This window comes from Parafilimonas terrae (assembly GCF_900115755.1).
In the GTDB taxonomy this organism is placed as follows: Bacteria; Bacteroidota; Bacteroidia; order Chitinophagales; family Chitinophagaceae; genus Parafilimonas; species Parafilimonas terrae.
In genome coordinates this window covers 67656-80665 of sequence record NZ_FOXQ01000016.1, presented here as the reverse complement: position 1 = coordinate 80665, position 13010 = coordinate 67656, and the positions used below count along the sequence as shown (strand labels likewise).

12 protein-coding genes are annotated in these 13010 nt (G+C 41.6%); 6 read left to right on the top strand and 6 right to left on the bottom strand.

Annotation, left to right across the window (positions count from 1 at the left end; translation table 11 throughout):
• Positions 1–245: 245 nt before the first annotated feature.
• On the bottom strand, positions 246–707 hold the full coding sequence (locus tag BM015_RS19405; protein WP_090662683.1) for a hypothetical protein: 462 nt from the start codon (positions 705–707) through the stop codon (positions 246–248).
• A gap of 83 nt (positions 708–790) precedes the next feature.
• Positions 791–1876, bottom strand: coding sequence for a TolB family protein (locus BM015_RS19400; protein WP_090662681.1), 1086 nt, complete (start codon positions 1874–1876; stop codon positions 791–793).
• On the opposite strand from BM015_RS19400, the gene BM015_RS21645 reads away from it, so the two are divergent.
• The 3 genes from BM015_RS21645 (at position 1875) to BM015_RS19390 (ending at position 4753) form a co-directional block, all read left to right on the top strand.
• Positions 1875–2048, top strand: coding sequence for a hypothetical protein (locus BM015_RS21645; RefSeq protein ID WP_177191969.1), 174 nt, complete (start codon positions 1875–1877; stop codon positions 2046–2048). The genes BM015_RS19400 and BM015_RS21645 overlap by 2 nt on opposite strands.
• A gap of 47 nt (positions 2049–2095) precedes the next feature.
• Positions 2096–3640: a helicase HerA-like domain-containing protein gene (locus BM015_RS19395; protein ID WP_090662679.1), complete on the top strand. Its 1545-nt coding sequence runs from the start codon at positions 2096–2098 to the stop codon at positions 3638–3640.
• Between the two features lie 120 nt (positions 3641–3760).
• On the top strand, positions 3761–4753 hold the full coding sequence (locus tag BM015_RS19390) for a 2-hydroxyacid dehydrogenase (RefSeq protein WP_090662678.1): 993 nt from the start codon (positions 3761–3763) through the stop codon (positions 4751–4753).
• A 127-nt stretch (positions 4754–4880) separates the two neighbouring features.
• Here the strand turns inward: BM015_RS19390 and BM015_RS19385 are convergent, their stop codons facing one another.
• The gene (locus BM015_RS19385; protein ID WP_090662676.1) at positions 4881–6389 is read right to left on the bottom strand and encodes a serine hydrolase; all 1509 of its coding nucleotides are present in this window, start codon (positions 6387–6389) and stop codon (positions 4881–4883) included.
• A gap of 248 nt (positions 6390–6637) precedes the next feature.
• On the opposite strand from BM015_RS19385, the gene BM015_RS19380 reads away from it, so the two are divergent.
• From BM015_RS19380 to BM015_RS19375, 3 genes are all read left to right on the top strand, one after another.
• Complete coding sequence (locus tag BM015_RS19380) at positions 6638–7399, top strand: carboxylesterase family protein (protein ID WP_090662674.1); 762 nt, start codon at positions 6638–6640, stop codon at positions 7397–7399.
• 402 nt (positions 7400–7801) lie between these two features.
• Positions 7802–7939, top strand: coding sequence for a hypothetical protein (locus tag BM015_RS21640; RefSeq protein ID WP_177191968.1), 138 nt, complete (start codon positions 7802–7804; stop codon positions 7937–7939).
• Positions 7936–8340 (top strand): type II toxin-antitoxin system VapC family toxin, encoded by a 405-nt coding sequence (locus BM015_RS19375; protein ID WP_090662672.1) that lies wholly within the window; start codon positions 7936–7938, stop codon positions 8338–8340. Before BM015_RS21640 ends, BM015_RS19375 begins: the two co-directional genes overlap by 4 nt.
• 179 nt (positions 8341–8519) lie before the next feature.
• On the opposite strand, the gene BM015_RS19370 is transcribed toward BM015_RS19375, so the two are convergent.
• The 3 genes from BM015_RS19370 to BM015_RS19360 all read right to left on the bottom strand — a co-directional run bounded on the left by BM015_RS19370 (position 8520) and on the right by BM015_RS19360 (position 12925).
• The gene (locus BM015_RS19370) at positions 8520–10664 is read right to left on the bottom strand and encodes a glycoside hydrolase family 3 C-terminal domain-containing protein (protein WP_090662670.1); all 2145 of its coding nucleotides are present in this window, start codon (positions 10662–10664) and stop codon (positions 8520–8522) included.
• 32 nt (positions 10665–10696) lie between these two features.
• Positions 10697–11761 (bottom strand): mandelate racemase/muconate lactonizing enzyme family protein, encoded by a 1065-nt coding sequence (locus tag BM015_RS19365; protein ID WP_090662668.1) that lies wholly within the window; start codon positions 11759–11761, stop codon positions 10697–10699.
• A gap of 120 nt (positions 11762–11881) precedes the next feature.
• Positions 11882–12925 carry an N-acetyltransferase DgcN family protein gene (locus BM015_RS19360; RefSeq protein WP_090662666.1) on the bottom strand — a complete coding sequence of 348 codons (1044 nt, stop codon included), beginning with the start codon at positions 12923–12925 and terminating at the stop codon, positions 11882–11884.
• Positions 12926–13010 lie beyond the last annotated feature (85 nt).

The window sequence follows — 13010 nt, the reverse complement described above, 5'->3', positions numbered from 1 at the left end:
AAATGAACTTATCGTTTTTTGCCTGTTAATTTTTTATTTCTTTTATGAGGAAGAAAACAGAAAGTGCCGGCTGAGGTAGAAACATCCATGCAGCTCTCATGCTCCAGATATGAAGGAAGTATGGAGGAGAGTACAAGGAGGTATGGAGGAAGCCATCACAATCCCGGTAAATATTGATAAATGGCTAAAACGATTGCTATAGTTTACTAAGGATGTTGCTATCTACCGGCGAACATTCCGAAAACCTAAAATGACGGCACCAGGTTTCTGCCAAACTCATACATGCCCGGCCAGGGGATCATAGCCAGTATTATCAAAAGCGCAAATGTGTATAATAATATGCAACGCCTGTGTTTTTTATCATCGGTTATACTCTTGCGGTACACACCCCGGGCTACGGTAATCAATATAATCGCCACGATCATTCCTACGGTATGTTCAACTGCAAAAAAGCGGCTGGCGCTGTTGCGCATTACTTCAGCCCCGTTATTCATAAAATTCTGAAGCCCCCATGAACCGGCAAACCATTCATATAATCCAATAAGCAATTGAATATGGGCAAAAATCATGAGCACTAAACCAAGCTTTTTATCGGTTGCACCAAAAGGCTTTTTAACAGCAGCGATGTGCCTCAAAAGATTTATGATCAGCAGCAATAAAATTACCCAGCGTAATAAATTGTGCAGGCCAAGCAGGAAATTATACATGATTTGATGAGTTTGAATTTGTCAAATGTAAGCATTGTTGGTTATAAGCTATGAGCGGCAGCACACAAGCTGCGAGCGGCTCCTTATTCCTCCCAGTCAACCATAAACAAATTAATATCATACCCGCCGCCACTGCTGCGGTTTGAGGAAAACATTAATTTTTTACCATCATAGCTAAACATGGGAAAAGCATCAAAACCATTACCATGCGAAATCTTTTCAAGCCCGCTGCCATCCAAATTCATTAAATACATATTGAAAGGAAAGCCGTGCTTGTATTCATAATTACTGCAAAAAATAATGCGTTTGCCATCCGGTGTAAAATTGGGCGCCCAGTTTGCCTGCCCCAATGAAGTTATTTGCTGCTGATGGCTGCCATCAGCATTGGCAATAAACACTTCCATCTGCGTTGGCGCAACAAGCCCTTTCGATAAAAGGTCTTTATAATCCTTAATATCTTCAGGCGTTTTTGGCCTGCTGGCACGCCATATTATTTTAGTACCGTCAGGACTAAACCATGCACCGCCGTCATACCCCAGCTCATGTGTAATTTGCATAACTTTTTCAGTTGCGAGATCCATTACATATAAATCAAGATCACCGTTACGGTCAGAGGTAAAGATCATTTTTTTACCATCGGGAGATAAGGTTGCTTCAGCATCATAGCCGTTTGTTTTGGTAAGCTGTTTAATTATTTTACCTGAAGTATCAGCCAGGAAAATATCATAGCTGCCATACACCGGCCACAGGTAGCGGTTGCCATATTGTGCACGGTCGGGCACCGGCGGGCAGCTATCTCCGCCCAGGTGCGTTGAAGCATACACTACCTCTGTTCCGCCCGGCAAAAAATAACCACAGGTAGTGCGGCCAAGGCCGCTGCTCAATTGTTTAAATACAAACTGTTTTCCCTTTTCAGGTATATTGCCAATAAACATCCTGTCGCACATAATGCCTTCCTTTTCATACTTCCGCTGAAAAATCACCTGCTTATCATCATAACTCCAGTAGGCTTCTGCATTATCGCCATTAAAAGTGAGCTGTTGAATATTTTTAAAATGTTTTTCATCGGGATATATTAAGCTATCGGCGCTTTGCGCTTTTACGCTTTTGGTTATTATGCCTGCAATAAAAAAAAGCGCTGTGCACCTTATTAATTTAAAAGAATACATGTTGCAAGATTTAATCCTTACAAATGTAATGGCAAAAGGTTTTGCTGTTATAAATAAACAACAGGCTTTATTCGTTATATTAAACTGCGATAGCCCTTCTTATCCATTTTATTTTATCTCATTCAATAAACTTAAAAAGAAGGATAAACTGATGCTGCGAAACAGCACTTAAAATTTTATCACAACCTTTCAATCTCCTATCTTTCCCAAAAAAATACAATGGCTTCATCTAACGAATTCCTGGCTGCTGTAAACAATGGCTATAGTTTTAAAGGAGATCATATTAAAATAGGCTGCGGCATGCTTGATGGCCAGGTTGTGCCGGGCGCTGACGTGTCTCTCCCGTTGCGCATGCTTAACCGCCACGGTCTTATTGCCGGTGCTACCGGTACAGGTAAAACCAAAACATTACAGTTGCTTAGCGAATTTTTAAGCGATGCCAGCGTGCCGGTTGTAATGATGGATATTAAAGGCGACTTAAGCGGTATTGCTGAAGCCGGCGCCGTAAACGATAAACTTGCCGAACGTATAAAACTGCTTAATATAAATTATGTACCAACGGGCTTCCCGGTTGAGCTGCTTACGCTCAGCAATGAAAAGGGAATAAGATTAAGGGCTACGGTAACGGAGTTCGGGCCCATATTGTTAAGCAAAATTCTCGGGCTGAATGATACGCAGGGCGGCGTGGTTGCCATGTTGTTTAAATATTGTGATGACAATAAACTTCCGCTGCTCGACCTCAAGGATTTCATCAAAATATTACAATATGCAGCCAATGAGGGCAAGGATGAACTGGGCAAAATGTATGGCAATATTTCATCTGCCACAACAGGCACCATTTTACGCAAAGTAATAGAACTGCAGCAGCAGGGCGCAGATATATTTTTTGGAGAACCCAGCTTTGAAATTGACGACCTGATGCGCATAGGCGATGACGGCCGCGGCATGATTAATATTCTCCGTGTAACAGATATGCAAAGCAGGCCAAAACTTTTTTCAACCTTCATGCTGCAAATGCTGGCAGAGCTATATGCCACCTGCCCCGAAGAAGGCGACCTGGACAGGCCTAAGCTTGTAATGTTTATTGATGAAGCGCACCTTATTTTTGAAGAAGCAACTGATGCGCTGCTGCAACAAATAGAAACCATCATTAAACTCATACGCTCCAAAGGCGTGGGCATTTTCTTCTGCACACAAAACCCGCAGGATGTGCCCGCTTCCATATTAAGCCAGCTTGCCCTAAAGGTGCAGCATGCATTGCGGGCCTTTACTGCCGCCGACAGAAAGACCATAAAAAAAGCGGCAGAAAATTTTCCTGAAACAAGTTTCTATAAAACAGAAGATTTACTTACACAGCTCGGCACCGGCGAAGCCCTCATAACAACATTGAATGAAAAAGGTATTCCCACGCCGCTGGTACATACCATGCTTTGCCCGCCGCGCAGCCGCATGGATGTTTTAAACGAGAATGAAATAGATATGTTAGTTGCCAAAAGCAAACTTGTAAATAAATATAACCGGGAAATAAACAGCCAGAGCGCTTATGAAATATTAAACGAAAAATTACAGGTGGCGGCAGAAAGGCAGCAGCAGGCACAAGCTGCCCGGCAGCAAAAGCAAACCCGGCAGGTTAAAGAAAAAAGCATTTTCGATTCACCCGCTATGCGCCAGGCTGAACGTACTGCGGCTTCTGTAATTACACGAAGCATACTGGGCGCATTGGGTTTAGGCGGCAGCAGCCGTAAACGAAAGAGCTGGTTTTAAAGTGTGAGTGGTGAGTGATGAATGGTGAGTAGCTGTGAGCTATCGGCTACGTGAATACCGCACTCACAACTCACCATTCACAACTCCCCGCAGTTCTCTATCAATTAAAATATTATTACAATGAAGATCGCCTTATTCAGCGCTAAGGGTTATGATAAGGACTATTTCGACAGGATCAATAAAAATTATCATCTCAGCATTACGTATTTTGAAACCGGCCTTAACAAAGACACATCCAACCTTACGCTTGGCTTTGATGGCGTTTGTGTTTTTGTGAATGATAATCTTGACAAAGAAACGATTGAAAAAATTGCGGCAAACGGCATTAAGGTTATTGCCCTGCGCTGCGCCGGTTTTAATAATGTTGATATTGCTGCGGCACAAGCCAACAATATTAAAGTGGTACGCGTACCGGCTTATTCTCCTGAAGCCGTTGCAGAACATGCGGTGGCGCTTATTCTTACCCTAAACAGAAAAACACATAAAGCTTATAACCGGGTAAGGGAAAGTAATTTTTCACTGGAAAAACTCACTGGTTTTAACCTGCACAATAAAACAGTTGGTGTAATTGGCACAGGCATTATAGGCAAAGCATTTTGCAATATCATGCTTGGTTTTGGATGCCATGTTGTAGCGTATGATGTGTATGCATCAGATGAATTAAAGCATAAAGGCGTTCAATATGTAAGCCTTGATGAATTGCTTAAGCAGTCTGATATTATCTCTTTGCATTGCCCGCTTACACCCGAAACAAAACACATCATTAATGAAAGCGCCTTTACTAAAATGAAGAACGGTGTAATGCTGATTAATACCGGCCGCGGCGCACTGGTAAATACGCAAGACGCCATTAAAGCATTAAAAGATCAGAAGCTGGGTTATCTTGGTATTGACGTATATGAACAGGAAACCAATATTTTCTTCCGCGATCTTTCAGAAGAAATTATGCAGGATGAAATATTTGCAAGGCTGATGACTTTCCCAAACGTATTGGTTACCGCCCACCAGGCATTTTTTACAGGCGAAGCATTAGAACAGATTGCAACCATTACATTACAAAACCTATCCGATTTTGAAAATGGCGAAACGCTTGTAAATGAAGTAAAAGGCTGATGGCTTTTTATGGGCTATTTATTATGGCTGTTTAAGCAAATAGTATATGGCGGCTAAAACCCCGAAGGTTTTTGAAACCTCCGGGGTTTATTATCAACAGCAGTTTCGGCCAATGATCTTTTTGTGCTTATTCATCTCTCTTATCATATTCAATTCCGAGAAAATTAAAGCTGCTTACTTTGCCTTCTTCATTTAAAGAAAAACGCATCAAATCTTTGCCATACCATTTGTATTCAAACCTGCCGAGAAAAGTATCATAATTCCAGTGGCTTAAATCAACATTGATATTATTGGGAAATTTTGCTACAAGAGAATCGCCCTGCAATACAATGCCTGCATTGCCGTATAATTCGTTATGATAACTGCCCGCATAATCTTTCAGCTCAAGCGAAGGTTTGGTATTTGAAACCCTTGCAGAATCTCTTTGCGCTTCTCTTTTTTTATTAGCCGCAAAGCGGGCGGCATAAAGCTGATAAAGTTCCTTGCTCCAGTTAGTATTATCATCATTAAAAACAAAAAGGTCCATGGCTTTATACATTAAAGCGTGGCGTATTTCCGTATGGTCCATATTGGCAAATACATACACACCAAAATTTTCATCCGGTATTAATCCTGCAATAGCCACCGCGCCATCAAGGCTGCCGGTATGAAACTGCACCATGCGGCCTTTATAATCTTCCTGGAACCAGCCAAGGCCATACGTAGTCCAGTGCGTATGCGTTAATTGTTTGGTTGGATAAAATTCATCTTCCGTAACTATAGATTGCGGTTTGAATAATTCCGAATATGTATCCTGTTTTAATAAACGTTTGCCATTAACCCTGGCGCTGTCGAGCATAAAATTTATCCATTTGCCCATATCATCTGTACAGCTCCAAACGCCGCCGGCGGCATCAATGGTTTTGCTGTCGATAAAAGGAATGGTTTCCACCACGCTGTCTTCATACATATAATGTGTTGTAATGTGGTTATTGCTTACCAGCGATTGCCTGTAATTGGGAAAAGTATTGTTCATGCCAAGCCTTGCAAACAAACTGTCTTTAATAAACCTTTCCCAAGGAATGCCTGAAACTTTATGTATTACTTCACCCGCCACTATATACATCAGGTTTTGATAAACAAAAGAAGAGCGGAACGAGTAAGCAGGTTTTATATACCGCATTTGGTGAATTACAGTATCCATATTGTAATCAAAAACCCAGAGCAGGTCGGCATTGCCCAAACCGGTGTTATGCGTAAACAGGTCTTTTACCGTAAGCTCGCTGGCGGCATAGTTATCATACAATTTCAGTTCGGGATAAATATCACTTACTTTATCCGTCCAGCTAACTTTTCCCGCATCCACCAGCATGCCCATACATACAGCCGTCATCGCCTTGGTGGTAGAGGCGCAGATAGAAAGCGTTGACGTTTCAAACGGCGCCCTCGTTGCAATATCTTTCACACCATAACCTTTATTAAAAACAATCTTATTGTCTTTTACTATTACTACAGAAAAGCCGGGCGTTTTCCATAACTGCATGGCATTTTGTGCAAATGCGTCAAAACTTTTTATTGCTTTTTGATAAGGTGCATTTTGTGTATATGCATTAAAAAGAAAAAAGGTTAGACAGATAAGTAGCGGTAATTTTTTCATAGCCGTATTTTATTCATACAAAATAAACGTTTGTAATGTTTTTATAGGCCTGTGCATGGTAAGATTCTTTGAAAAGAAAACCTGTTTGTTGAGTGCTGGCAGGCCCGTAAAAGAAGCCTGGCCGGAAATTCAACAGCATAGCACCTCTCATGCATTCTTTATAATTATGTAATATTGATGATTGAATTAAAACATGCTATCAATCACGATCAGCAATCAAATTAAAACGATTTTAAAAATAAAAGCCAATGAAAAGGTCAGCATTACTCATCGCTATTTTTTGCAGTGCATGCATAGTTGTAAAAGCACAGCCATCACGCTTCAGCGCTGAACATTTTGTAAGTAAAGGAGACACCTTAAATTACCGGTTGTTATTCCCCGATTCTGACCCCGGCCGCAAGTACCCACTTGTTATTTTCCTGCATGGCTCCGGCGAACGTGGTAATGATAATGATGCGCAGTTAAAATGGGGCGTGATGAGTTTCGCCACAGATGAAATGATGACCATGCACCCTGCATTTGTAATTGCGCCCCAATGTCCCAAAGGAATGGCCTGGTCTAATTTTAACCGTACCAATGCCAACCGTGCAATGGCTTTGCAGCCTGCCCCATCAAAACCAATGGAGCTGCTGATAGGATTGATACAGCAAATGAAAAATAACCCGTCAATAGATACCAGCCGCATTTATATAACAGGCTTATCAATGGGTGGCTTTGGCACTTTTGACGCGATTGAACGTTATCCTGATTTATTCGCGGCGGCTATGCCTGTTTGCGGCGGCGGCGATACATCGAAAGCTGCATCTATTGCACATATTCCAATCTGGATTGCACACGGTTCTGAAGACGGCACGGTGAACCCGCAGTTTTCAGTTGATATGCTGCAGGCATTAATGAATGCAGGAGCTCACCCGGGTTTTTCCATGTATCCCGAAACAGGCCATTTTTCCTGGCTGGCTGCATACAATAATAAACTTGCCATTGAATGGATGTTCAGGCAGCGGAAATAAAGGTGTGTATTACTGCGAAACCTGAAAAGTTCAAGAAAGAGCCATTTGCTGAAAAAGAAGTAAAAGGTTACAAAATTAATTTTGCTTAAAATTAATTTTAAGAAAGACAAAGGAACGGACATCAACTTATCGCTTATGGCACTGCAAACGGACGGCCTGTATTAATGCAACTTTCATTAGACAAAGCGTCTAACTCAATGACAATATTCCAATTTTCCAAAACCGCTAATTCGCTTTACAAATGATGCAACAGGTGGCAATTTCTTACCTTTACAGCATATAGAATAACAAAAAATGAGACCCACAGATATAAATACAAACTTAGTTGACAGCTACTATGCATTGCTTAGAAATCTAAGCCCTAACAACAAATTGGAGCTTATAGCACGACTCTCAAAGTCAATGAAGACAACCAAAAAAGCAAAAGATAATTCCTGGAAAGCTTTGTTTGGCGCTTTGGTTATTGACCAATCGGCTGACGAATTTGTTGAAGAACTTAAAAAAGAAAGAAAATTCAGCCGTAAAGAAATCGACTTGTGAAAAAGTATCTTTTAGACACTAATACTTGTGCTTATTTCCTGAACGGGAAGTATGATCTTGAAACCAAAATTGACGAAGTTGGTTTTGAAAATTGTTTCGTGTCTGAAATAACGATTGCCGAATTGAAATACGGAGTTGCAAAAAGCACTCAGAAAGAGAAGAACAGAAAAACACTTGAAACGTTTCAGGCAAAGTTTGACATTCTTCCAATTTTCCCAGCGCTTGATATTTACGCAGCAGAAAAAGCACGACTAAAAACGAAAGGTAAAATCTTAGACGATTTTGATTTACTAATAGGCACAACAGCAATTTTGAACAACCTGATTTTGATAACAAAAAACGTGAGCGACTTTGACCGCCTTGACGGAATTGTTATTGAAGATTGGACATCTGCCGGCTAACAAAAAATACAATAAACAATAACTAAGCTCCCACATACAAAGATGTTGAGCGTTTCGTATCGAAGAAATAGGGAAAATCTACGGTTTCCGGTTTTGCATTATAAAGTTGCCGCTGTTATACTTATTCAGCAAAGCATTCCACATAGCCTTTGTGCCTACCGTAAATAAAAGCTTACACTTTATTTTACAGAAACTGCAGATGTAAGTTTTGCATCTGCAGCATTTTCTCCCACTGTAATGGTGTAGTCGCCCTTGTTTAACTTCCAGGCATTCTTTTCATCATCCCATTTTTGCAGTTCGCTTAAGGCAATGGTAAACTGCACCGTTTTTTCTTCATTTACAGCCAAATTGATTTTCTTAAACGTCTTCAATTCCTTTAAGGGCATACCGGGCAACTGTGGATAACTGACGTACACCTGCGCCACATCATCGCCATTATACTTCCCTGTATTTTTTATGTTTACAGAAAACGAAATGCTGTCTTTATTTACAACAGGTTTATTCGCCCATGTATAATCAAAGCTGGTATAGCTGAGGCCAAAGCCAAAAGGATATTGCACCTGGCCGTTAAAATAGCGGTAAGTCCTGCCTTTCATGGCATAGCTTGAATAATCCGGGAGATCGTTGAAAGAGTTGTAAAAAGTTACCGGTAAATGGCCTGACGGAGAAACTTTCCCAAACAAAATATCAGCCAGCGCGTTGCCGCCTTCTTCACCGGGATACCATGCCAATATAATGGCGTCGGCATAATCTTTAATAGCACTTACATCAACAGCGCTGCCGGAAGTAATTACAACAATCAACGGCGTTTTGGTTGCTTTGCGCAGGGCTTTTAAATAAGCTATATGGGCAGCAGGCAAAGAAAAATCTTTCCTGTCGCCACCGCCCTTGGCAAGAAAGGCATCGCCTTCTTCGCCTTCATACACGGGTGTAAACCCTACTACAGCAATGGTAACTTCCGCATTGCCGGCAGCCCATATACCGCCGAAGTGCGTGGTATCTTCATAATTGCAGCCCATATCATATTCAATCCTCGTAGCAGCATCCACGGCGTTGGTTATGCCTTCAACAAAGTTTACGGCCTTGCCGGTTACACCATGATAATTGCCCATTAATGCATCTGCAGAAGTGGCATTAGGGCCCACTATCATTATCTGGTGATATTTATTTTTATCGAGCGGCAATACCTGCTTATCGTTTTTCAGCAATACCATACTTTCCGCAGCCATTGACCTTGCCAGTGCTCGGTGATAATTATTGGCAATACTGTCATCGCCAAAATTTTTATACGGCGAAAGGCTGCTGTCATCAAAAAAGCCAAGCTTCATTTGTGTTTTTAATATCTGTGCAAGTGCATTGTCAACATCTGTTTGGGTAAGTAATTTTTCATCAACAGCTTTCTTCACATCTGCCTGCAACACATTGCCGCATTCAAGGTCAAGCCCTGCTTTAATAGCTGCGGCGGCTACTTCGGGCCTGGTTGGATAGGTTTTATGCCTTGTATAAATATCATTCAATGCGCCGCAGTCTGTAACAACATGCCCCTGGAAATTCCATTCCTTATGCAGGATATTGTGCAATAAGGTTTCGCTGGTGCAGCAAGGTTCATCGTTCACCCGGTTATAAGCACACATAACGGCTTCCACCTTTGCATCAACCAGTTTTTTAAATGCATATAAATATGTTTCGCGAAGGTCTTTTTCGCTAACCAATGCATTAAATGAATGGCGCCCGGCTTCAGGGCCGCTATGCACGGCATAATGTTTTGCACAGGCCGCCGCTTTTAAATGCAACGGATCATCGCCCTGCAAACCCGTGACAAACGCAGTGCCCATAGTTGCTGTGAGAAAAGGGTCTTCACCATAGGTTTCCTGGCCGCGGCCCCATCGCGGATCGCGAAAAATATTAATGTTTGGCGACCAGAAAGTAAGTCCCATGTACTGAAGATGCTCTCCCTTCTTTGCACCAAGATTATATTTAGCCCTGGCTTCTGTTGAAATAGTTGCAGCGCATTCTTTTAAGAGTGCATTATCGAAACTTGCCGCCATGCCTATAGCCTGCGGAAATATGGTGGCATTGCCTGCCCTGGCCACACCATGCAAAGCTTCGTTCCACCAGTTATAAGCAGTAATGCCAAGCCTTGGTACGGCTTTACTTTCATTTCCCAATAAAGAAATCTTTTCTTCAAGCGTTAGCTGTTGTAAAAGGTCATTTATCCTGGTTTCAACCGGCAGGGAAGCATTGCGAAATGCAGGCTGGTTTTGCGCCGCAGCCAAAAAAACTGTTGCGACAAAACAAAGCGTGATGATTGATTTATGTAGCATAATAGTTTAATGATTATGATGTACGTAAATTACTAAATGATCGTTACGCCTAAGCCATTCTCTTCCGGCAGGTACATGTATCCATCTTTAATTATAAAGCCACCGGCAACCACATCTTCGGCAAGATCGAGGCTGCCATCAAGGTCGATATATTTTGTATGAGGACAGGCGAATGCAGCATGCAGTGCGGCTGTTATGCTTACGATACTTTCATCGTTGCAGCCCCAGAATAAATTAATGCCTGCAGGCTTTGCAATGTTTGCAATATTGAATGCGCTTTGCACGCCGCCGCATTTCATCAGTTTAATATTGAATATGCCATATAAGTTTTGTGCTGCAATGGACAAAGCTGATGCTTCGTTTTTGAGTGATTCATCAGCCGCTAATAAAGCACGTGTTAGCGCAGGCAACTGCAATAATTCTTGATCCGTGTTCGGAAGTAATGGCTGTTCTATCAGTTCAACATGATAATTTTTTGTAAGTGCAAGAAACTGCTTTAGCTCATTCAATGTATAGCCTGTATTTGCATCAACGCGAATGATAAAACCTTCACCGAATTTTTCCTTTAGTTTGATGATACGTTCTGCATCAAGCTGTGCATCGAGCCCCGTTTTTACTTTTAAAATTTTAAAACCCTGCTTATAATAACCAGCCGCTTCATCAAGCGTTGCCACCACATCTTTAATACCAATCGTTACAGAAGTAAGCATGCGCTGATGCTGCCTTCCATAAAAATCAACGATGCTTATGCCCAGCCATTTGGTAAAAACATCATGCAGCGCAATATCAATGCAGGCCTGCGTTCCGGGCATATTAGTAAAATGTTGTTTGGTTAAATAAATAAGATGCAGAAACTGCCTTATATCTTTTCCAATAAACGACTCTAAAAAACCTGATTGCAGGTTTGTTAAAGTTTGTGCTGGTGTTTCACTAACCACTTCCGGTGAAGGATTGGCCGCGCCAATGCCTGTGATCCCATTTTCCAGTTCAATTTCCAGGAAAACATTTTCAACATCCGTAATCGTTTCCCTCGCAATAGCATAAGGCTTTTGCAGCAAGAGGTTTTTACTATATGATTTAAAAGATTTTATTTTCATTCGTACAGGTTTGATTTTTCAATGGCTTCATGCCCGCCTGAACGGCTCAACCGGGGCAGGAAATCCCGCTATGTATATTTCCCTGAGTGAGAAAAAATTATCATGCCCGGTTTCATTCGCTTAACTTTTGCGAAGGCTTTTTATTACAGGCACTATTTTTTCACAACCTTCCTGCAACGGCAGCATAACCGGTATTCCAAATTGGGTTTCATATTGTTTTTGAAACATAAATGCCTCTTCATGATTGCAATGTTCTGTGTTAATAGCAATGGCAATTACAGTTGAGCTAAACTGTTTTATCAATTCAATTTCAGATGCCAGCGAAGGTATTTCTCCCCATACAGGTTCATGTTCATAATATTTTCTTTTAGGAGCTGTAACCAATATTACAGATTTGGCATTGCCCGATATAAGCAGCTCACTGCCGCAAGGCCCTGTGGGGTTTCTCAACGCCGACTGCCCTTCAATAAAAATAACATCCGGGTTTGTTTCTTCATTACAGGTTAGAATGGCATGTTCCAGTTCGCCCGAAACAAAATCGTTTAAGGTTGAATCGAAAATAAAACCATATTTACCACCCTGCAGCCAGCCCGTTTGACCGGTATAAATCATTTGCGTGTTCATGCCTGCGTTATTGCAGGCGTTCATCACAAAGCGGGTGGTGGTACGTTTCCCCAATGCACAGTCTGTACCAATAACCGCCACAACAGGCGTGTTCATCTCAAAAATCTTTCCTGTCCAGAAATGAAGTTCGTGCAACCTTTTAGGCCTTCTTATATCAATCAGTTGAACGTTATTCTTTGCTGCAAGCGCTTTTATTTCGGGGCGATCATTTAAATGATCGTGCAGACCGTTTACAATATCAAGCTTTAATCCAATTGCCTCTTTTACTTCATTCAGCAATGTACCCGGAAAAATGCCGCCGCTTGTGGCCACGCCCACAATACACACTTCCGGGTTTACAGCCATTGCTTCGGTAACCGTTGCATAAACAGGTATGTTCCTGTGTTGGCTATCCAGTAAAACACCGGCATCGTTGCCTGCAAAAACATGATCTATTACTCCCGCGATTTTGTAACGGTTACTTTCGCGTACCAGGCCATGCGCTGTTTTGGCATCCTCTGTATCATATAACCCGTTTGTAAGTAAAATGGCTTTCTTCATATATTTCTTATAACCCGATAAATGTAGAATAATGCATTATTTTATCAGCATTCAACCATAATTTTTTCCAACAGTTGAACAATGA